The sequence below is a fragment of the Pseudomonas sp. MNR3A genome, assembly GCF_009650575.1.
Classification (GTDB): Bacteria; Pseudomonadota; Gammaproteobacteria; order Pseudomonadales; family Pseudomonadaceae; genus Aquipseudomonas; species Aquipseudomonas machongensis.
The window spans coordinates 1-20,238 of the sequence record NZ_VZZS01000040.1 but is presented as its reverse complement, the minus strand read 5'-3'; the positions used below and the strand labels follow the sequence as shown (position 1 = coordinate 20,238).

At 56.2% G+C, this 20,238-nt stretch carries 17 protein-coding genes; 4 read left to right on the top strand and 13 right to left on the bottom strand.

What is annotated here, in order from left to right; genetic code table 11:
• Positions 1-152: 152 nt before the first annotated feature.
• On the top strand, positions 153-1,133 hold the full coding sequence (locus tag F6X62_RS24260) for an integrase domain-containing protein (RefSeq protein WP_153774952.1): 981 nt from the start codon (positions 153-155) through the stop codon (positions 1,131-1,133).
• Positions 1,130-1,405 carry a hypothetical protein gene (locus F6X62_RS24255; RefSeq protein WP_153774951.1) on the top strand — a complete coding sequence of 92 codons (276 nt, stop codon included), beginning with the start codon at positions 1,130-1,132 and terminating at the stop codon, positions 1,403-1,405. The genes F6X62_RS24260 and F6X62_RS24255 overlap by 4 nt, the downstream gene beginning before the upstream one ends.
• 284 nt (positions 1,406-1,689) lie before the next feature.
• On the opposite strand, the gene F6X62_RS24250 is transcribed toward F6X62_RS24255, so the two are convergent.
• The 5 genes from F6X62_RS24250 to F6X62_RS24230 form a co-directional block, all read right to left on the bottom strand.
• Positions 1,690-4,788: a type I restriction endonuclease subunit R gene (locus F6X62_RS24250; RefSeq protein WP_153774950.1), complete on the bottom strand. Its 3,099-nt coding sequence runs from the start codon at positions 4,786-4,788 to the stop codon at positions 1,690-1,692.
• Positions 4,781-5,002 carry a hypothetical protein gene (locus F6X62_RS24245; RefSeq protein ID WP_153774949.1) on the bottom strand — a complete coding sequence of 74 codons (222 nt, stop codon included), beginning with the start codon at positions 5,000-5,002 and terminating at the stop codon, positions 4,781-4,783. Before F6X62_RS24245 ends, F6X62_RS24250 begins: the two co-directional genes overlap by 8 nt.
• 147 nt (positions 5,003-5,149) lie before the next feature.
• Complete coding sequence (locus tag F6X62_RS24240; protein ID WP_153774948.1) at positions 5,150-6,319, bottom strand: anticodon nuclease; 1,170 nt, start codon at positions 6,317-6,319, stop codon at positions 5,150-5,152.
• A gap of 1 nt (position 6,320) precedes the next feature.
• Positions 6,321-7,562, bottom strand: coding sequence for a restriction endonuclease subunit S (locus F6X62_RS24235; protein WP_153774947.1), 1,242 nt, complete (start codon positions 7,560-7,562; stop codon positions 6,321-6,323).
• Entirely contained in the window at positions 7,559-9,118 is a 1,560-nt protein-coding gene (locus F6X62_RS24230; RefSeq protein WP_153774946.1) for a type I restriction-modification system subunit M, read from the bottom strand. Before F6X62_RS24230 ends, F6X62_RS24235 begins: the two co-directional genes overlap by 4 nt.
• A gap of 835 nt (positions 9,119-9,953) precedes the next feature.
• Here F6X62_RS24230 and F6X62_RS24225 point away from each other — a divergent pair.
• Complete coding sequence (locus F6X62_RS24225) at positions 9,954-11,009, top strand: hypothetical protein (RefSeq protein WP_153774945.1); 1,056 nt, start codon at positions 9,954-9,956, stop codon at positions 11,007-11,009.
• A gap of 38 nt (positions 11,010-11,047) precedes the next feature.
• On the opposite strand, the gene F6X62_RS24220 is transcribed toward F6X62_RS24225, so the two are convergent.
• The 5 genes from F6X62_RS24220 to F6X62_RS24200 all read right to left on the bottom strand — a co-directional run bounded on the left by F6X62_RS24220 (position 11,048) and on the right by F6X62_RS24200 (position 15,744).
• Positions 11,048-11,386 carry a YkvA family protein gene (locus F6X62_RS24220; protein WP_153774944.1) on the bottom strand — a complete coding sequence of 113 codons (339 nt, stop codon included), beginning with the start codon at positions 11,384-11,386 and terminating at the stop codon, positions 11,048-11,050.
• A 70-nt stretch (positions 11,387-11,456) separates the two neighbouring features.
• Positions 11,457-12,212 (bottom strand): GTPase family protein, encoded by a 756-nt coding sequence (locus F6X62_RS24215; RefSeq protein WP_153774943.1) that lies wholly within the window; start codon positions 12,210-12,212, stop codon positions 11,457-11,459.
• Positions 12,213-12,265: 53 nt separating this feature from the next.
• The gene (locus F6X62_RS24210) at positions 12,266-13,267 is read right to left on the bottom strand and encodes a GTPase family protein (protein ID WP_153774942.1); all 1,002 of its coding nucleotides are present in this window, start codon (positions 13,265-13,267) and stop codon (positions 12,266-12,268) included.
• Between the two features lie 76 nt (positions 13,268-13,343).
• On the bottom strand, positions 13,344-15,305 hold the full coding sequence (locus F6X62_RS24205) for a hypothetical protein (RefSeq protein WP_153774941.1): 1,962 nt from the start codon (positions 15,303-15,305) through the stop codon (positions 13,344-13,346).
• Positions 15,306-15,489: 184 nt separating this feature from the next.
• Entirely contained in the window at positions 15,490-15,744 is a 255-nt protein-coding gene (locus tag F6X62_RS24200; RefSeq protein WP_153774940.1) for a hypothetical protein, read from the bottom strand.
• A gap of 118 nt (positions 15,745-15,862) precedes the next feature.
• On the opposite strand from F6X62_RS24200, the gene F6X62_RS24195 reads away from it, so the two are divergent.
• Positions 15,863-16,735: a YafY family protein gene (locus F6X62_RS24195; protein WP_153774939.1), complete on the top strand. Its 873-nt coding sequence runs from the start codon at positions 15,863-15,865 to the stop codon at positions 16,733-16,735.
• A gap of 283 nt (positions 16,736-17,018) precedes the next feature.
• Here the strand turns inward: F6X62_RS24195 and dctM are convergent, their stop codons facing one another.
• The 3 genes from dctM to F6X62_RS24180 all read right to left on the bottom strand — a co-directional run bounded on the left by dctM (position 17,019) and on the right by F6X62_RS24180 (position 20,003).
• Positions 17,019-18,302, bottom strand: coding sequence for a C4-dicarboxylate TRAP transporter large permease protein DctM (gene dctM / locus F6X62_RS24190; RefSeq protein ID WP_054895247.1), 1,284 nt, complete (start codon positions 18,300-18,302; stop codon positions 17,019-17,021).
• Complete coding sequence (locus F6X62_RS24185; RefSeq protein ID WP_153774938.1) at positions 18,302-18,934, bottom strand: TRAP transporter small permease; 633 nt, start codon at positions 18,932-18,934, stop codon at positions 18,302-18,304. Before F6X62_RS24185 ends, dctM begins: the two co-directional genes overlap by 1 nt.
• Before the next feature lie 70 nt (positions 18,935-19,004).
• Entirely contained in the window at positions 19,005-20,003 is a 999-nt protein-coding gene (locus F6X62_RS24180) for a TRAP transporter substrate-binding protein (RefSeq protein WP_125931392.1), read from the bottom strand.
• Between the last annotated feature and the right edge of the window lie 235 nt (positions 20,004-20,238).

Below are 20,238 nucleotides of genomic sequence, written 5' to 3'. Positions count from 1 at the left end.
GATGCCCTTGCTCCCGGACGTAAGGAGCCGCCAGTCCCGCGCTAGAGGACATCCCCACAGGTCGCAGGGGCCTTGATCCCTGATAACACTCAACATTCTTGGCGGGATGACGTGGGGCTAGGATCGGAGACCAGGCGATGAGGTGATTCGACATGGCATTGGTGGGTAGACGCAATGGCCGTAATTTCGGCTACGGCAGGCAACTGAGCTATGCAGGGCCGCAGGCGTTGAAAGACATGTTTGGCGGAGGCCACTACGGCACGGTCAAGGCGCACAGTGATCGGTGGCAGGCATTCGTGAAATGGTGCCGCTCCGAACAGGGGCCCGGTATCAATGATGCGCGGCAGATTGATCAGAAGATATTGGCCGACTATGCGGCGTATCTGCGCGACCTGATTAGGCGCGGCGGTCTCGCCGTTAGCACTGCACAAAATCGGCTATCCAGCGTTAACAGGACCATGACGGCGCTTCGCGGTGATCAGTACGTGAAGTTGCCAAGTCCAGGCAAGGCGTTGGGTATGCAACGCACTGGGGTTCGCCAGTCGGTGCCGCAGGGCCAAGACCGCGAACAGGTGAAGCAGATCGTCGATGCGCTTTGCAGCCTTGACCAGAGACGGGTCGCAGCGATCATCATGCTGGCGCGAGCCACCGGCATGCGCTTGCGTGAGGCCATCTTGGCTGACCTGCCACGGCTAAGCCGTGAAGCTAACGATCTAGGTAGGATTAACATTCAGGATGGCACTAAGGGCGGCCGCGCTGATGCCTCGGCACCGCGTTGGATTGCGGTGGACGGCCAAGTTCGAGATGCACTTAAGTTTGCACGCCAGATTTCGCCTGCGGGTAGTCGCAACCTGGTTGCGCCACACGAAAGCTACCTGAGTCTTCTCCAACAAATCATCCGCCCTGCGCGGGACATCCTGCATACACACAATCTCAAAGGCTTCCATGAGCTACGAGCGGCATACGCTTGTGAGCGCTATGAGCAAATCACCCAACACCGTGCGCCTATCAATGGCGGCAACTTATGCCAGGTAGATATAAACCTTGATCGTGAGGCCCGGAGGCAGATCAGCTATGAGCTTGGGCACGGTCGGATCGATGTGGTGGCTGCCTATATCGGGGGAAGGTCATGAATAAGCCATTCGATATGGAGCTGTTCTTGGCTGGCGTGTTGACCGGGTCGCATGCAACACGGCAACGCCATTTACGACAGGCTAAAAATATCCAAGCTGAAATCGAACAACGCTGGCAGCGAGATACGCCCTGGGATTGGCGGCGAAAACATGTGACTTGGTTTCTCGAACATCGCCTAAATCGACGCAGCGATGCAACACGCTATTATTACCTGCTTACCGTGAGGCTGCTCGCTCGTCGACTAGAAAAAACATGGGTTTTCAATCTCTAAGTGAGACAGCCTGCTATCGCCCCCCATAGCGACCTTTGTTCAGGGCGGCAAGGCCGCGCCTAAGCTGCCAAGCTCGACGCAGCTGTTGCGCTGCCACAAACCCCGCCGTTGTCGCTAGGAGCTAAGGCAGTCACCCTCGCCAAGCTGGCGTTCTTCGAAGTCCTCAATAGGTCTGTGAAGACGAATAGGGAACTCGCGACGGCCTAGAGGCCAATAATAGGCGTGCTATGACAGTCACTCCAGAACTCAATATACTAGCATTGGGAACGCTAACAGATCGCCCATTAAATTTGCCCTCCAACACCCTTATACTTATCGACAAACATAGCAATTTTGTTAAAGACACTTTGTTTTTTTGCCAAATAAGCCGGATTAAGTGGACTCATTTTAGGTAAAACGGAACTGAGCTCAGTTCCATTATCGCTTGCAAACTCTCGCTTTAGTGAAATGGCAATGTAGTGTTTTGCTGCCACTTGATTCAGCTCTTCATCGCTGATCAGCTCTTGCACCTCGCGCCGCTGTTCTGATCGAGCGAAAGTGAAAAAAGCCTCGATTACGCTAGCTTTGTCATCAATCCGGTCCAGATCGGTCTGGTTGATGAAGTCCACAACCAAGCTTTCTTTGGCGCGATTTCCCAGGCTGGCGCGAATCACTCGGCGCATCTCCTCAACCAGTGCCGCCTTGTCCTTGACCTTCTTGTTCTTTTCGAAGATCAGCTCAAGGATGTAATCCAGGTTGATTTCCTGGGACTTGAGCAGGTCCACCTCGAACACCACATCGTCCCAGTCGATAGTGGACTCGCTTGCTTCGTTACCCGCTTTCTCGCGTCTCAGCCAATCACGGATGTCATTATAGGTGGAGCGATAGTCCTGCACCTTGCGCTCAGCAGGTAGGCGAATGGTCTGCAGCTCGGCTAGCTTCTCGTCATCCAGGTGGTGTTCGAGCTTAAATGCTTCCACGGCTTGCGGGTCGCTGATATCGACCGCTTGCAGCGCCTTCAGCGCCGCAAACTCGTCGTAGTTCTGCAGCACGTTTTCTACGCGTAGGTATTCGCCGAATAACTTAGCGAAAGCTTTCTTCTCCGATTCCTTGATGATGTTGGCCGGGTCAGGAAAACGTTGCTCCAGCTCCGTCACCACATCCATGAACCCACGCCGCGCCTCACCGGTCAGCGTGTCGGAGAAACCCTCCATGTACTCCTTGTAACTTTTTTCCAGAACCACGTTGCGCGTGTTCTTGTCGCCGAACAGCGTGATGGCGTCGACCGTAGCCTGCTCCAAATCACGGAAGGTAACGATATTGCCAAAAGTCTTGGTGGCATCGAATATACGATTGGTGCGTGAATAGGCCTGGATTAGGCCGTGATAGCGCAGGTTTTTGTCGACGAACAGTGTGTTCAGCGTTGGCGCATCGAAGCCAGTCAAGAACATGCCGACCACGATCAACAGGTCGATGTCCTGATCTTTCACGCGCTTGGCCAGATCGCGGTAGTAGTTCTGGAAGCCCTTGCTGTCCACGCCAAAATTGCTTTTGAACAAAGCGTTATAATCGGCAATCACCGCGTTCAGGAACTCTTTAGCGGTGCTATCCATCGCCGACACTTCAAAGCTTTCATCGACGATGTCGCCAACGGCGTCCTGCTCTTCATTCGGGGTGAAGGAGAAGATGGTGGCGATGCGAAGCGGCTTTTCGGTGCCTTCCTGCAGCTTCTGCAGCGCCTCGTAATAAGACTTGGCGGCATCGACGCTGCTCACCGCGAACATGGCATTGAAGCCCTTGTTTGCTCCCTTTAAACGATGGGTCTTTTGGCGAAAATGCGTGAGCAGATACTGGGAGATTTCTCTGATGCGCGTGGGGTGGAGCAACGCCTGGCGGTTCTCCGCGGCGCTTAGCTTCGCCTCGTCCTGCTCGGCTTCCAAAGCCTTGAACTGTGGACGGACATCGTTGTAGTCCACCTTGAACTTGAGCACCTTCTCGTCACGGATGGCATCGGTGATTACATAGGAATGCAGCTCGCGACCAAACACACTGGCGGTTGTATCAGCGCCAAGCGCATTTTTTGGGAAGATCGGCGTGCCGGTGAAGCCGAATTGATAGAAGCGCTTAAACTTCTTCTTCAGGTTCTTCTGTGCCTCGCCAAATTGGCTGCGGTGGCACTCGTCAAAAATGAAAACCACCTGCTGGTGGAACACCGGCAGATCGCCTTCGCTTTTCATCAGGTTGTTGAGCTTCTGGATGGTGGTGACGATGATCTTGTTGTCGTCCTTATCCAGGTTGCGCTTGAGACCAGCCGTACTCTCCGAGCCATTGACGCTATCGGGTGAAAAACGCTGGTACTCTTTTATAGTTTGGTAATCCAGATCTTTGCGATCCACCACAAAGAATACTTTGTCGATAAACTCCAGCTCGGTGGCCAGGCGCGCAGCCTTGAAACTGGTTAGCGTCTTACCCGAGCCGGTAGTGTGCCAAATATAACCGCCACCCTCGGTGCTATTCCAACGCTTGGCTTGCCAGGCACTGCGGATCTTCCACAGGATGCGCTCTGCAGCGGCAATCTGATACGGGCGCATCACCAGCAGGGTGTTGCTGACGTCAAACACCGAATAGTTGAGCAGTACATCGAGCAGAGTGCGCTTCTGGAAGAAGGTCGCGGTGAAATCCTTCAGATCCTTGATCGGGCTGTTGTCGGCTTGCGCCCAGTTCATGGTGAAGTCGAAACTGTGCTTGTTGCGCTGAGTGGTGTTAGCGAAATAGCGCGTATCGGTGCCATTCGAGATCACGAACATCTGTAGATACCTGAACAGCGAATGCTCGGTGTTGAAGCTCTCCTTGCTATAGCGGTGCACCTGATTGAAGGCTTCGCGGATCGCCACGCCACGCTTCTTCAACTCCACCTGCACCAGTGGCAGGCCGTTAATCAGAATCGTAACGTCATAGCGGTTGGCGTGGCTTCCCGCCTGCTCGAACTGCTTAATGACCTGCACCTTGTTACGGGCCAGGTTCTTCTTGTCCAGCAAATAGATATTCTGAATACGCCCGTCATCGAACACGAAGTCGTGCACATGATCGTCGTGAACCTTACGGGTCTTGTCGACGATGCTGTCGCTAGGCTTATCCAGCCAGTTTTCAACGAAGCGCGCCCACTCACCGTCGGAAAAATCGATGCTATTCAGCGCCTGCAACTGAGTCCGCACATTGGCCAGTAGTGCCGGCATCGTCTTCAGTCCGGTGGAATGCTCATAGCCCTGATTGACTAGATCTTGGATGAACTCACGCTCCAGGTCGCCTTCACTCTGGTAACTCTCGGCAGCTTTCCATTCTCTGGCGTACCCGTCGAGCACGATGAAGGTGTTGGACTCGGCGATGGTCTTGTAGTCAGTCATTACTTGGGGGCTCCCCATGCCTCTGTGCGGGTTCGCTTTTGATTTCCTCCACCGTCGGCATTCGCAACTGCACGGCCTGTGGAGTGACCTTGGTGATGAATGAGCTGACGCCCCTGGGGTCATGGATATCGCGCATCGCGTCTTCCAAATCCAGTTTTTCCTTGTTCTTACACGGGATCAGCCAGTGGTCGGCTGTCAGCAGCTCGGCATTCACCGTCAGCACTGCTCGGGTCTCTGCGAGCTTCGAACGCGCTGCTTGATGTTAGCCAAGGCCTGTCGGTAATCGCGGAGGTGGGCGATGCTGGTCATGCCTTCGATGCTAACGAGAGAAAAACCGATCCCAGTCAACATAATGCACCCATTAACCATTCCCCCGGCCCTGCTGCCAGTAGCCAAAAGTATCCAAGTTTCTAAGCAATAAGCCAACCATCTCTTTCTCGGGCGGTGTCGGCTCTGCAATTTCCTCGTTGGACAAAGTGTTATGCGGATAGAAATTCATCACCCGAGTCGCGTAGGCTTTTCTATCCTCCGGCAGAAGCTCAGACCATCTTTGATAACCTAGGAAGTTAGCGGTCTTTTCATACAAATTACGTAGCAATGCAAAATGATAGCGTTGCACATTGTTGCTGGCGATTGCCTGCTCGATTAGCGATTTAATATGCAGATGGTATGAAAAGCTCTTATTCGAGTCGCCCTTCTTTTCCTCATATACAAAGGTACCGTCATCTAAACCACTGAGGATGTAGCCGCTCTTGGCTCCTACCTCATTGTAAAGCACGTTATAGAATAGGGCGCTGTGCGTAGAGACGACGAATTTGACATCCGACGCACTCGAACTTATCAGCTGCCCTAAATTGACCGCCAACTGAATCAAATGATTTTCATCCAGCGAGCTGACTGGATCATCAATAAATACATACTCTAACATGTTAAATTGATCAGTTTCGCGATCAGCTGGCTCAGCAACGTTAAGCACGCCAATCACCTGTTCGAGTAGCGTATAGAACATACTCCAGATGAAATTACTTTCTTCACCCTTGGATATTTTCAGATTACCCGAACGCTCGTCATTACCACGCTCCAGAGAAAAAGTCACCTCCGAAAATGCTCTGAGGGTGACTTCGCCTGTTTTCTCTTCCTTTTGTTCTGCATTAAAACGCGGCGTGAGTTTATCATTTGTATAACGCTGAAAAGTAGTAATGACATTACGATCCTGCCCCTGATCCATCAGCACCCAATCCGTGAAGGTATTGGGTTGGATTTTAAGCTTGGGCTCGGCGTCTCCCGTCAAGTCGTTGTCCCAATAGAACAGGTCTTCGGTAAAGGCGTTGTAGTATAGAATTTTATTACGCGACAGCCCTGATTGGCTCGCCTCACTACCGTCTTCGCCTCTATTAGGTTTCGGGGCAATCAGTTGCTTGAATGCGCGCGACAGGCGCGTCTTGCCCGTGCCGTTGAAGGCGTAAATCAGCTGTACCTTCTTGTTGGTGCTCCTTAACTGCTCAGCAATCTCGGTGAGCGTCTTGCTCATTTCAGGCCTCCGCTTTTTCCGACTTGGAGAAGCTCAACAGGTGCTCTCGGTAGTGCTCGTATTGCTTCTGACGCAGCGCGATCTCCCGAGGCAGACATTCGCTGATGGCGTTAGTAAGGAGATCGAATTTGTCGAGTATGGCGACGATGCGGGCCTGTTCTGCAAGTGACTTTTCGGGGTCTCCAGGGAACGGCACCGGGATTTCAACCCGTGAAAATCCATTGATCAGCAGAGTATTGACCTTGGCTCTAGCCACATGCCTTGCTTTCTTGGCTATGAAAGACTGCGTCTGCATACAGTAAGAAACAAATTTTGGATTCATTGAGTGCCGAAACGCATAACAGTGATCGTGAATCGCAACCTTTCCACCCCCAAGCCATGCGACTGCTTTACCAACATCCGCAACAGTTTCACCAACATCGGTTAGTACCACATCCCCCGGCTCAGCATAACGCAGAAAATCCGCCATCTCGGAACGCACCTTTGAAAACGCATGATCCGACCACACTCCGTAACGGGTATAGATTTCGCCGTAGTGGATAACGCTAACACCCTCCTCAACGTAATCAGCCTTGGTAAATCGCCTCCCACGAATGAATTCGCCAATATCTCCCAATGCCTTCCACTCCACCTCCCCACCTTCAAAGCTCAACAACTTATCGCGATAGTAATCGTATTGGTTTTTTCGGGCCCTAAGCTCGGCGCCAAGCTCAGCGGTAAGCTCGGCGGTAGTTTCAGTAAAGGTGTCCAGTATGCGAACGATTTCCGCCTGAATTTCCAGCGATTTCTTGCGGTCGTCCGGACAGGGAATGGGGACTTGTTTATTCGCATAGTTCCCAATCCATTGACGCTTGTGGTCGCCATCAACCAATTCGCTTGGCAATGTTTTCAACCAATAAAAAATATATTTAAGCAGCACCCTACCTTCGTCACTTGATGTGACCATCTTCATCGCCGAAGATTTGGCCTTGAAATCAAAATCCACCCACTTAATAGCTGTCGTGAAATCATCGAAAATAATGACAGAATTTTCAGAGGCTTTGTAGACCCCTTCAGTTTCGTCTGTATAGCCTAGAATGAATGTCTTTCCAGCCGTGAGCACAGGAGTCTTGAATTCGTCACTGTAGTTTGTTGCCGCCACCAAATATTTGGTTGGCTGTTCATAGCTCGTAAGTTGCCCGAGCGGCAACCATGAAACAGCAACGCCATCCAGCAGTCTTTCCAAAAAGCCATTCTGCGTCATGCTCCCAACTCCTCACCTTCGATCTCAGCTACAATGGCGTCGATCTCAATCCGCAGCTCGGCAATTCGGGAAACAGTGGTTTTCAACTCGGTATTGAGCTGGGCAATATTCACGACCTCGCGGGTGTCCCTAGCCTCGACGTAGCTGCTGACCGACAGGTTGTAATTGTTGCTGACCACTTTATCCAGCGGCACCGATTGCGCGAAGTGCTCCACTTTCGCTTTGCTGTCGAAAACCTGCATGATCTGCTCGATATGCGCGTCTTCAAGCAGGTTGTTGTTGGTGCCTTTCTTGAACAACGCGCTGGCATCGATGAACTGAGTAGTGGTGTCCAGCTTGTGCTTGGACAGCACCAGAATATTCACGGCGATGGTGGTACCAAAGAACAGGTTGGGCGCTAGCGAGATAACCGTCTCCACATAATTGTTGTCCACCAGGTATTGACGGATCTTCTGCTCGGCGCCACTGCGGTAAAAGATGCCGGGGAAGCAGACAATAGCCGCGCGCCCCTTGCCTGAAAGGTAACTCAGGGCATGCAGCACGAAGGCAAAGTCCGCCTTGGACTTGGGCGCCAGCACACCGGCCGGGGCAAAGCGGTCGTCGTTGATCAGCGTAGGGTCGTCGCTGCCGATCCACTTCACCGAATACGGCGGATTGGAGACGATGGCGTCGAAGGGTTTGTCGTCCCCGAAATGCGGGGCGCGCAGCGTGTCGCCGAGCTGGATGTTGAACTTGTCATAGTTGATGTTGTGCAAAAACATGTTCATCCGCGCCAGGTTGTAGGTGGTATGGTTCACCTCTTGGCCGAAGAACCCATCCTCGATGATATGGGCGTCGAAATGCTTTTTCGCCTGCAGCAGCAGCGAGCCAGAACCGCACGCCGGGTCATAGATTTTGTTGACGCTGGTCTGCTTGTGCATCGCCAACTGTGCGATCAGTTTGGACACATGCTGCGGGGTAAAGAATTCGCCCCCGGATTTGCCGGCATTGGCCGCGTAATTGGAGATAAGGAACTCATAGGCGTCGCCGAACAGATCGATGTGACTGGCATCGAAGCTGCCGAACTCCAGCTTGCTCACTCCCTTAAGCACGTCCGTCAAGCGCTTGTTCTTGTCGGCGACGGTATTGCCCAAGCGGTTGCTGGTGGTATCGAAATCGGCGAACAGGCCCTTGATGTCCTGCTCGGAGGCGTAGCCGTTAGCCGAGCTCTCAATAGCGGCAAAGATGCGCGCCAGATCGGTATTCAGGCTGTCGTTGCTGCTGGCCTTGGCGGCCACGTTGCTGAACAGCTGGCTGGGGGCGATGAAATAGCCTTTGGTCCTGATGGCGTCATCTTTGGCGGCGGCGATCAGCGGGTCATCATCCTCCATCGCCGCGTAATCAACCGCGCTGTCGCCACCGGTGATGTAGTCGACGAAGTTCTCGCTGATGAAGCGGTAGAACAGGGTGCCAAGCACATACTGCTTGAAGTCCCAGCCATCGACGGCGCCACGCACGTCATTGGCAATCGCCCAGATCTGACGTTGCAGGGCGGAACGTTGTTGGGCACTGGTCATACTGCTTATCCTGTTTCAATGCGGTTTACACGGTCAGTCCATAGCATTCGGACCTGACCTGAATCGTTTTATGTGCGTGTCGAGTCGACGTTGGCACAACGATGCTCATTCTATGTGCTCCCTTCAATTAGATATACTGTCGTGGGCTCTCTTTGTACCCTACAATCAATAACATACCCACAAAAACACGTTGACTTTTGCGGCTTGGTGACGCCGTGAAGCCGCCTGCCGTGTGGATGAATGCCGATAGTGCTTCTCTTGCTCCTCCCCTGCCAGCGTAAGGATCTGCCCTCTGAGGGTGGGCGGAGGGTAGCTCGAGATTTCGTACGCAGCCCCACGTTTGTTCACGTCGTAATCCTGGGCGAGTGTATCCAGAGGAGATGGTCTCAAAAGATCATTTCCGGTGCCGATCTTCGTTTTGACGATGTCTCCTGAGACATCACCGACACCACGCAGCTGAAGGCACTTGGGATAAGCTCCTCGTCTGTGTTGACGCTGACCGAAAGCTGACCCGGTAACGGTGCCTGCGGGTCGAGCGTGGGGGCTGATCGCAGATGTGGAGTTGGTATTGCAGCAGTGAATGTGCCTGCGAGTGGAGACATCGTATGAGCAGGGGCAACAATCAACAGCGCGACCATTTGCTTGATAGATTCGATCCCCATCCGTTTTTGGCGGCGAAGCTCAAAAAGCACCGTCCATCGGAATCCAGATCACGCAGCGTTCCAACTGGTATTCCAAGCATGTTGACCAACACATTAATAACTTGAAGAAACAGATAGATACCGACTTGTTTCAAATTACCCCGGCCCCACATCAGACACACCAGGACCACCCCATGCCCCTCCACGACTCAATCATCCTTGAAATCCAGGAGGGAGCCCTACCCCACCCTCTCCGAGCCAAAGATCTCCTCACTGCCGATCGCCACGTCATCCGCCAAACCGCAAACGGAAACGCCGAGTACTACCGAGTAGGCTTCAACTTCTACAAAAAAGACTACATCCGCACACAACTGGCCAACGCAGCCCAAAATACGGGGCATTGGGTCAATGCGGGCAAAGCACCACAATACAAACGCATCGCCAAAGGCCTCTACGAGGTACTAGGCCTGAACGAGCAGGAAGAAACCCTCGACCAAGCCGAATCCACCCAACCCGTGCCCACTCAACCAAAACCGCACTTCGGCCAAAGCATCGAAGCCCGCTTGCTTGATCACCTGATCCAGACCCCGTTTCAAATCCTCGACCGCAAACGCCGCGCACTTCACCCCGCGAAACCCGCATTTGGCTTCAAGGCTCGCTTGGACGCTTACTTCTGGCCAAATCCAGCCACCAACTTCACCGCCACCGAAAAGATCCTCGACAGTTTCATCACAAGGGCACGTTCACTGAGCCCGGATCTGAACCGCGATGCCAGCGCAGTGCTTCAACTTTTCACCGATATCTGCAAATGGGGCGGCGTGCGTGTGCCCACCCAGGACCCTCAGGTAGTCATCGATAACCTACGCCTGGCTAAACTTCGTAACCGCACACAGATTGCCGCGATGAACAGCGCCTGGACCAAACTCTATGCCGTGTTCTACCCCGAAGATTTCCTGATCTATGACTCCCGCGTGGCAACAGCATTTCTTGCTCTGGCCGAAGCCGCTTTGTCAGATGTAGACATCACCCAGTTGCGCCAGCGCTATCCGGCACTGGGGCGGGTCGCTGGTCGGGGCGGTTCACGCCCTCGGGCCACTTACCTTGCCTGGCGCAACGCTTACAGATGCTGGGCGGCCCAGCTTGACGCCAATGCGCTGGGCCGAGCCATGTTGGCTGCTGTTGATCAGTCTGGCCCGGAGCAGTACACGTTACGCCATCTCGAGGCAACGTTATTTATGGAGGGCTACTGAGATCTTTGCTGTAACCGTGGGCGGTTAGCGAGGCGGGTTCAGGAGAACCACTGCGCCAACGTTTCTTTCGCCTTTGTCACATGTTCCTCCTTGATATGGGCAGCGGTTGCTGCCAACGCTGCGCAGAGCACACCAACATCATCGGTATAACCAATGAACGGGGTCACATCCGGGATTACGTCGATAGGCGAGATGAAGTACCCCAGCGCGCCGTAGATGGTGGTTTTGGCCCAGGTCGGGGTGTCGTTGTCGGTGGCCGAGTAATACATCTTCAGCGCAGGCTCCAGCGCCGTTTCGCCAGCAGCCTTGGCGAAGTTCTTGATCTTGTCCCAGAACGAATCGTCGGAGTAGACGTGTTCGAAGTTTTCGTTTGCCATGGGTTTCGCTCCATTCAGTAAGTGAGTGCGCAAGCGTCCAGTAATGTGCAATGGGCTGTCATGCGGCAGCTCATTTCATCTGGCGAATGCTGCTGGGTATGTGTTCGTAGATATGGTCAATCACGGCATGCAGGTTGTAGCCGCAGGTGGCGCTGTAGCAGATCGGCTGTTTGATGGTCAGGCCAGTGGCTTCCTGCAGGCGACGCTGCACAGACTTGGCCTTTTCATCGAGGAAGGCGATCAGTTCAGGTTCTGGTCGGTTGCGCCTCTCATCCCAGTGGCGGCCTTTCATGGCCATGTCAGCCTGATTAATGATGACGATCACTCGATCGGCTGAGATGGCCTTGAGCACTACTTTCTCCAGCAGGCTGAACGCTGTACCCAGGTCTCTCGAGCCGCCGTCCAGAATCACCATGGCCAGGTCGATGAAACCGTGCTCGGGATTGTTCTTGGTCACCAGGCCGAGGTGCTCGGTGATCGCCTTGCTGTGACGCAAGTCGGCGTCCTTGCCGTCGCCCAGCCCGGCTGAATCATGGAAGCGCAAGTGGCTGTGCAGGCGATAGGCGTCGACTGCCTGTGTGTGAGGGTCGACACCATCGCCTACACCGGCAACGGCATTGCCAAACAGGGCGTTCAGCGTGGAGCTCTTGCCGGTTCCTGTACCCCCCACCAAAAGAACATCCAAGGGATAGAGCAGGCCACACTGTTCGATTTTCGTGCGGATGTCGTCGCGGCGGTAATTGCTGCCTTGCTGAAGCCAGAGGATCTGTTTGGTCGCGTCTGCCGCAGCACTCAACGTGTTCGCAAAAGACTGTGTGAAGAACATCCAGGTCCTCCCTTGATGAGCCTCGGCGCTATGCCGGCTCGTTTGACGATGTGCTAGAAAATGCTCTTGAACAGGCCGAATATCGCGCCGCCAACGCCGCCAATGACCCTGCCTACCGCTTCGGCCGCCCCGCCCAGTCGACCGCCCAGCAGGCGGTCAATGGCCTTGCCTGCTTGACCTCCCAGATCGGCACCCGCCGAAGCACCATCTCTTATGGACTCAAGCACCGAAATGCTGATTTCCTTGCGATAGTCTTCAAGACGGTCGTCGTCTTTCCACATTTGCTCATCGACATTGACGTCCTGGATGAACACCGCACGTTTTTGCGCCTTGGTGTGACGCAGGATGTGCAACAGCAGTTTCGACAGGTTGTACGGGTTCTGCGCGTCGCTGGCCTCTTTGTAGCCAGCTGCGTAATAGATCGGTTCCACGTCGACGCCTGTGGCTTCCTTGATGCGTCGTTTGGTGGAGGTCACTTTCTCTTCGAGGAACTTCACCAGCTCTGGCTCAGGCTGATTTCGGCCCTTGTCCCAGTGACGCCCCTTCATGGCCATGTCGGCCTGGTTGATGGCCACCAGCAGGCGTTTATGTTCTCCGTTCAGCGCGGGGATGATCACCTGGCTGATCAGTTCGAACGAGGTGCCAAGGTCACGACTGGAACCGTCGAGAATCACCAGCACCAAGTCGATGAGTGGCTCGCCATGCTCATCGAGTTCGGCCAACTTTGCTGTGATGTTCCTGGCATGGCGAATATCCGCCTCCTTGCCATCGCCCAGGCCCGGGGAGTCGAACAGCACGATGTTATCCAGTTCGTAGCGGCCGATTTCCATGGTCTCGGGGTCGACGCCCTGGCCGACCTTGGCTTTGTCGGTGTTGAACAATGCATTGATCGTCGAGGACTTGCCGCATCCGGTTGCCCCGGTGATCAACAGGTTGACCTTGGTATCTTTGAGTCGCGCCAGATTACGGTAGATGGTGTTTCTGGCAGCCTCATCCAGATGCGCATCTTTCTGGATGGCGTCGGCAAGGTCGTCGATGAAGTGCTGTGCTTTCATAGCGGGCTCGCATCCTTGAATCAGGTTGTAAATGGCTGTGGCGAAAAGTCTTTGCCGGGTGTTCTACCCCAGAACATCAACCGAGCAAGTCACCCCACTTGCGCTGGATTTCCCGCTCCTCTTCCAGCACCTTGCTGGCCAAGGCTTCAAACCACTTTTCCGCAAAGTGATTCGCCTCCCTCAGAAGCGCCAAGATGTCTTCAGACCCCAGATACCCCGCCTGCTGCATGGACGAGTCATTCTCCAGCAACTGACGGACCATCTTGTTGAGCGTCTGCCTATCCACCATCTTGGCCAGCCCCAACGCCACAGGCAGGCATTCGGCCTCTGTGTCCACCGTCGCACCTGGCGTTTGCTCATAGCGTTCGCACAGCATCATGTAGCCCATGAAATAGGCCTGGAACACGTTCTCTTCCTGGCGGGCCTGTTCGGGAATCTTGTGGAACGAGAAGCCGTACATGATCGACAGCACACTCAATACCTGAGCCTCGACCTGCTGAGCAGGCGCTTCCAACTTTTCAAGGCGACGCAAGATCAGGTTCAGGAAGGTGATCGGCAGTTTGTACATCCAGATTTCATCGTCCTCCCCTGCCGCCTCTTTGCGGATCGTCTGGTCCAGCGCTTTGAACCTGGCCAAGACATCGCGTCCACTCGCAACACGCACGGTTTCCCCCAAAAGCTCGTCCAGCTCGTCATCGAACGTGCGTGGACGCGCGTCGTTGGTGAGCAGCAGCTCCCGGGACAGGCTTTCATTCTGCAGGAGCTTTTCGAGTAACTTGTCGCGGTTGTCGAGCATGAAGCGGACAAATACCTGCTCCTTCAATGCCAGGCGCACAACACCGGGCAGGAACGCATACAAGAAGGACGCAAGCTTCTCGACGTTTGCATCATCGCGAATCGCCGCCAGCGAGGCCTCGCCAGTCTTCTCCTTGAGGAAGGGGATGATCTTCGACTTGTTCTGTTCGATCGCACTGGCGACATAGCCCAAGATCTTGTCCTTGCTGCCTGGCTTGTCTGGCTGGTCCAAACTCTCCAACACTTGAACGCGAGTGTCTTCGACTTCAACGGGGAGCCTGGATACCGGGGCGATGGCAGGAACTGGGGATGCCTTGGGTTCAGCGATAACTCGCTCTACCGAGGCTGGCTCGACTGGCAATGAAGGCGACGATAGGCTGGCGCTCGTGGCACGTATCGCATCCAGCGCCTGGTTGATGGCGTTGAGGAACGGCGTCAACTCTTTGCTACCCAACTGGGTCAGGCTGCCAATCTTTCTGGAGTTCACGAACAAGTCGCGTTTTTCGACATGCAGTTCCTGGGTGTGTCGCCAGAAGAACAAACGCGGCGTATCGAACACCATCTTTAGCGCCAGTGTCTCGCGCGCCAACAGCAGGCCTTCCTTGGCACTGCCGAACAGGGTGTCATCGACCAGGACCAGAACGTCGTCTGCTGTCAGGTTCCCGCCATAGGAGGCCAAGGCTGCCTGAAGCTTCTTGGGCGGGATATGAGGCTGAACGAACACACGCTCAGGAGCCAATCGCTGGGCGGCAACCAGTATCGCTTCTGCAAGCTGCTCGACCTGCTCGTCAGTCAGCTCACTACCCACAGCTGTTGTGCCAGCACTGGCTGGTGCATCAGGTACAGCACCAGCTTGATCACGCCCAGCGGCCCATTTTCCCAACAGCGTGAAGAAAACTTGAACGTCTTCCTTGGCAGGTACGTTCAAGGTCATGATCGCCTTTTTGCCGGCATAAACCTTGTTGCCCTGACCGCTGATGGCTTGCATGCGGTCGAATGGGTACACCGCTGGGTCGGTGAAAATTTCCTTGACCACCAACTCGTCTGCGGTCACCAGAGCCCCGTCTTTACCGCTACCGAATACCGTGTCATCGATGAGAACCAACACCTCGCTCGGGTCGACATGAGGGGCGTAGGCCGAGACGGCGTTGCTCAAGAGTTTTTTCGGGATATCGGGCGATACGTAGATCTTGCCCGCGCCGGAGTAGGTCTTGGCGTTCAAAAAATCGAGTAGAGTCATCATTCCATTCCTGACGCGGCCCGGCTGCGGTATTCGCTCGCGCGGGAGATCCTGTTTATGAACACTGTTCGAAAGAGCCCAATACTATCAAAATGCCTTCACCGTTATTCAAGGTCTCTTTGGTAGCATTCCGAACACCGGCCTTGTGCTTCCGGGCTTTCTAGCCATGTAGCCATGTAGCCCTGCATCACTGCACTCCCGCCTTCTTGGACACGCCCTCCAACAACCCCTGCAACTCCCTGACCCGCTTCCTCTCCGCCACCAACGTCCGCTTCAGCTCCTTGTTCTCACTCTCGAAAATCCGCGCCCAGCGCAGCGCCTCCCGGCACCGACTCAACCCCTCCCACAGATCCCGCAGCTTGATGTACTGCAACAGCATCACCAGCAGGATGATGCCGATCATTGTCAGTGCGCCGAGTGCAACCCAATCGTAAGTACCCATGTGTCTATCTCCCTATGCGGCGATGTGCCTTCATGCCAGACAAACGATATGTAGAGTTGCACGACAGGTCCATAGTGTTGACTCATACAGGTAAAGTATCCGCACACATGGGGGGCTCATGAAACGCAAACAATCCATCGCCCAGATTCGCTGGGACCTGGCGCTTCGCTATCGGTTGATCGAGACCATTGTCTGGTGGGAAGGCCGGCTGACCACGGGCCATCTGATGCAGAGCTTCGGCATCAGTCGCCAGCAGGCGTCGAAGGACATCAACACCTACATCAGCGAGCATGCGTCAAGAAACTTGACATATGACAAGCAGCTCAAGGGCTATGTGCCGAGCAAGACCTTCAATCCGCGCTTCATCGACCTCAGCGCCAGCGCCTATCTGGACCTGCTGGCCCAGAACAATGAGCGTGCGCCTCATATCGAAGGGCTGAAGCTGGCGTACGCCCATACCCTGGTGCTGCAAGTGCCTGACCGGAGCATCCAGCCCGAGATCCTGCGACCGCTGCTCAAGGCCTGCCGCGACAAGCTGCGGCTTGAAATCGAGTACGTGTCGCTGGCCAACCCTGAGCCGGAAGTACGGGTGATCGAGCCGCATACGCTGGTCTACACGGGAATGCGCTGGCACGTGCGCGCCTATTGCGAGAAGAACGCGGCGTACCGCGACTTCGTGCTGAGCCGGATTCGCGGGACACCGGACCTGCTGGAGAGCAATGACAATGGCGCAGAAGGTGATGAGGTGTGGAACAGCGAGATTGCGGTGATCCTGCAACCCGATCCGCGGCTGGACGAGGCACAGAAGGCGATCATCCAGCGCGACTACGGGATGATCGATGGGCGTCTGGAGATTCCGACGCGCCAGGCGTTGGTCAAGTATGTGCTGCAGCGCTACCAGATCGACCCGAAGAACCTCGAGCCCAAGGCCGAGGCGCAACAGGTGGTCATCGGTAATCTGAGCGAGCTCAAGCCGTGGCTGTATGACTGAGATTGCGGTGGAGCTGGAAAGGATTTCTGTGGGATGGCACCGGCTTCGCCGGTGATCGCGGGACAAGTCGGGGCGCCGAACCGCCGCTCCCACAGGATGGGCTGCCCCCAAGAAGTTGGACACCAATCCAACCCTTGGGGGCAGTCCAGGGCTTGGGCTGGTCTTTAGATTTTGAGCAAGACAGCTGCCCCCAAGGTTCTGACTGGCATGCAGAGAGCCCGCCCCCACCAGCCGTGGGCGGGCTTTCAGCTCTTGAACCTTTCAGTGGCGCCAAACGCGCCCCCTACGGCATCCCCAACCACTCCGGCAACGCCAGCGAAATAAACGGCACATACGTCACCAACACCAGGAACAACAACAGAATCGACAACCACGGCAACGCCGCACGAATCGTCTGCCCCAGCGTCAACCCAGTCACCGCGCTGGTCACGAACAGGTTCAGCCCCACCGGCGGATGCACCAGGCCGATCTCCATGTTCACCACCATCACGATCCCCAGGTGAATCGGGTCGATGCCCAGCTTCATCGCGATCGGGAAGAAGATCGGCGCCAGGATCAGGATGATCGCCGAGGGCTCCATGAAGCTCCCCGCCACCAGCAGCACCACGTTGACCATGATCAGGAAGCCGATCGGCGTCAGGCCTTCGGAGAGCACCCACTGGGTGATCTGCTGGGGAATCTGCTCGGTGGTCAGCACGTGGGCGAAGAGCATGGCGTTGGCGATGATGAACAGCAGCATGATGGTCAGGCGGCCGGACTCGAGCAGCACCTTGGGGCAGTCCCTGAAGCTCATGTCCTTGTAGACGAACAGCGCGATGAACGCCGAGTACACCGCCGCCACGGCCGCGGCTTCGGTGGGGGTGAACATGCCGCTGTAGATGCCGCCGAGGATGATCACCAGCAGCAACAGGCCCCAGAACGCCCGGCGGGCGGTGCGCAGCCATTCGGCGAAGCTGGCACGCGGCTGGGCGGGGAGTTTCTTGATGCGGGCGACGATGTAGATGGTCACCATCAGGAAGACGCCCAGCAGGATCCCGGGTATCACACCGGCCATGAACAGCTTGCCGACCGAGGTTTCGGTGGCGGCCGAGTACACCACCATGACGATCGATGGCGGAATGAGGATGCCGAGGGTGCCGGCGTTGCAGATGATCCCGGCGCCGAACTCCTTCGGATAGCCCGAGCGCACCATGCCGGCCACGGCGATGGAGCCGACTGCGGCGACGGTGGCAGGCGAGGAGCCGGACAGCGCGGCGAACAGCATGCATGCCAGCACTGCGGCAATGGCCAGGCCACCGCGGATGTGGCCGACGCAGGCGTTGGCGAAGTCGATCAGACGTTGGGCGACGCCACCGGTGGTCATGAACGCGCCCGACAGCAGGAAGAACGGGATCGCCAGGAAGGTGTAGCTGTCGGAGGTTTCGAACAGCTTGATCGCCAGCGAGCTGAGCGAATCCTGGCTGAACAGCAGGATCGACACCGCGCCCGACAGGCCGAGGGAAATGGCGATCGGCACGCCGAGGAACATGAACACGAACAGCAGCAGGAACAGGCAGATAACGGTCATCAGTGTGACTCCTCGCCCGGGTTGGCCAGTTTGCTCGCTTCCGCTGCTTCATCCGCGAGGCCCAGACTGGTCTGGCGGTGGGTGAAGATGCGGTAGAGGATTTCCAGGTAGCGCACGATGATCAGGGCGAAGCCGAACGGCACGATCAGCGCGATGTGGCCGATCTTGATGCCGTAGCGGTCGAGGTCTTCGGCACCGATGCCGGCGACGAATACCGCGCTCACCCACTTGATGCTGGCGACCAGGAACAACCCGGCGTAGGCCAGGCAGCAGGCGCAGGCGATCATCGCCAGGATGCGTTGCACCGGCTTGCGCGCGCGCCGCACCAGCACGTCGACGCCAAGGTGGCCGGCGGTGCGCACGCCGTAGGCAATACCGAAGAAGATCAGCCAGCCGAACAGCGCCTTGGTCAGGGCGATGCTCCAGGTCATTTCCTGGGCGTAGCCCATGAGGTGGTCGCCGATGCCGAGCATCAGCTCGCTGGCGAAGCTCCAGTGGTCGCTGAGGGTGTAGAACAGGGTGTAGAGGTTGTTCAGCGCCACGTAGATGAAGGTGATCAAGGTCATGGCTGCCAGGAGGAAGGCGATCATGCCCTCCTCGAAGTGCTCCCAGACGCGTCTGATCCTGTGCATGGGCATTCTCCGGACAGAAGGAAGCCGGGCCACCTGCGCTGCAGGTGGCCATGGGTGATGGGGGCGACGATCAGGACGGCTTGTTGGCGTCGTCGGCAGCCTTGATCAGGTCGGCGCCGATCTGGTCGGAGAACTTGTCCCACACCGGGCGCATGGCTTCACGCCACTGGGCGCGCTGCTCGGCGGTGAGCGGGTCGATCTCGCTGGTCTTGGCGTCGAGGATCTTCTGCCGGGAAGCCTGGTTGAGTTCCTCGGCTTGCTTGTTCACCTCGACGGTGACCTTGTCCATGATCGTCTGCAGCTCGCCGCGCACGTCTTCAGGCAGGCTGTTCCAGAACTTGGCGTTGGTGATCACCATGTAGTCGATCAGGCCGTGGTTGGTCTCGGTGAAGAACGGCTGGACTTCGTTGACCTTCTGGCTCTCGTAGTTCGACCAGGTGTTCTCGGTGCCGTTGACGGTACCGGTCTGCAGGCCCTGGTAGACCTCGGCGAAGCTCATCTTGCGCGGGTTGGCGCGGATGGCCTTGAACTGCTCCTCGAGCACGCTGGAGGCCTGCACGCGGAACTTCAGGCCGCGGGCGTCCTTGGGCAGGATCACCTTTTTGTTCGCCGACAGCTGCTTGAGGCCGTTGTGCCAGTAGGCCAGGCCACGGATGCCCTTGTCTTCCATCGAGGTCAGCAGCGCCTTGCCCTGCGGGCCTTGCTGGAAGCGGTCGACGGCGGCGAGGTCGTTGAACAGGAACGGCAGGTCGAACAGCTGCACCTGCTTGTTGTAGTGCTCGAACTTGGCCAGCGACGGCGCGAGCATCTGCACATCGCCCAGCAGCAGGGCTTCCATCTCCTTGCCATCGCCGAACAGCGAGGAGTTGGGGTAGACCTCGACCTTGACCTTGCCCTTGAGCTGCGGGTCGGCCTCGACCAGTTTCTGGAACATCAGCGCGCCCTGGCCCTTGGGCGTACTGTCGGCCACCACGTGGGCGAACTTGATGATCACAGGATCGGCAGCCTGGGCGAGCCCGGCCATGGACACGGCGGCGGCGCACAACAGCGCCTGGGTCAGCTTCAACATCGGTGTCACCTTTTATTGTTGTTGGAAGGGGTCAGCAGGGAAGCGTTGCCAAGGGTACGATGGCCCAATCGGGCGTGTTTCGAGAATCAGCTTTTGTGTAAGCCCGCGTTTGGCTCAGGTGAACGCTCCCTGATGGGGGGTATGGCACCGGCTTTGCCGGTGTTCGCGGGCAAGCCCGCTCCTACAGGTACAGCGTTGAGCTCGGAGTCAGCGCTGTAGCTGTCACTGTCTTGTT

Excerpts from the sequence above, each read along its gene's own strand:
- F6X62_RS24200 (WP_153774940.1), bottom strand. The coding sequence starts at position 15,744 with ATGGGTACTTACGATTGGGTTGCACTCGGCGCACTGACAATGATCGGC.
- dctM (WP_054895247.1), bottom strand. The coding sequence starts at position 18,302 with ATGACCGTTATCTGCCTGTTCCTGCTGCTGTTCGTGTTCATGTTCCTC.
- F6X62_RS24255 (WP_153774951.1), top strand. The coding sequence starts at position 1,130 with ATGAATAAGCCATTCGATATGGAGCTGTTCTTGGCTGGCGTGTTGACC.
- F6X62_RS24180 (WP_125931392.1), bottom strand. The coding sequence starts at position 20,003 with ATGTTGAAGCTGACCCAGGCGCTGTTGTGCGCCGCCGCCGTGTCCATG.
- F6X62_RS24195 (WP_153774939.1), top strand. The coding sequence starts at position 15,863 with ATGAAACGCAAACAATCCATCGCCCAGATTCGCTGGGACCTGGCGCTT.
- F6X62_RS24240 (WP_153774948.1), bottom strand. The coding sequence starts at position 6,319 with ATGAGCAAGACGCTCACCGAGATTGCTGAGCAGTTAAGGAGCACCAAC.
- F6X62_RS24205 (WP_153774941.1), bottom strand. The coding sequence starts at position 15,305 with ATGATGACTCTACTCGATTTTTTGAACGCCAAGACCTACTCCGGCGCG.
- F6X62_RS24225 (WP_153774945.1), top strand. The coding sequence starts at position 9,954 with ATGCCCCTCCACGACTCAATCATCCTTGAAATCCAGGAGGGAGCCCTA.
- F6X62_RS24235 (WP_153774947.1), bottom strand. The coding sequence starts at position 7,562 with ATGACGCAGAATGGCTTTTTGGAAAGACTGCTGGATGGCGTTGCTGTT.
- F6X62_RS24250 (WP_153774950.1), bottom strand. The coding sequence starts at position 4,788 with ATGACTGACTACAAGACCATCGCCGAGTCCAACACCTTCATCGTGCTC.
- F6X62_RS24215 (WP_153774943.1), bottom strand. The coding sequence starts at position 12,212 with ATGTTCTTCACACAGTCTTTTGCGAACACGTTGAGTGCTGCGGCAGAC.
- F6X62_RS24220 (WP_153774944.1), bottom strand. The coding sequence starts at position 11,386 with ATGGCAAACGAAAACTTCGAACACGTCTACTCCGACGATTCGTTCTGG.
- F6X62_RS24185 (WP_153774938.1), bottom strand. The coding sequence starts at position 18,934 with ATGCACAGGATCAGACGCGTCTGGGAGCACTTCGAGGAGGGCATGATC.
- F6X62_RS24230 (WP_153774946.1), bottom strand. The coding sequence starts at position 9,118 with ATGACCAGTGCCCAACAACGTTCCGCCCTGCAACGTCAGATCTGGGCG.
- F6X62_RS24260 (WP_153774952.1), top strand. The coding sequence starts at position 153 with ATGGCATTGGTGGGTAGACGCAATGGCCGTAATTTCGGCTACGGCAGG.
- F6X62_RS24210 (WP_153774942.1), bottom strand. The coding sequence starts at position 13,267 with ATGAAAGCACAGCACTTCATCGACGACCTTGCCGACGCCATCCAGAAA.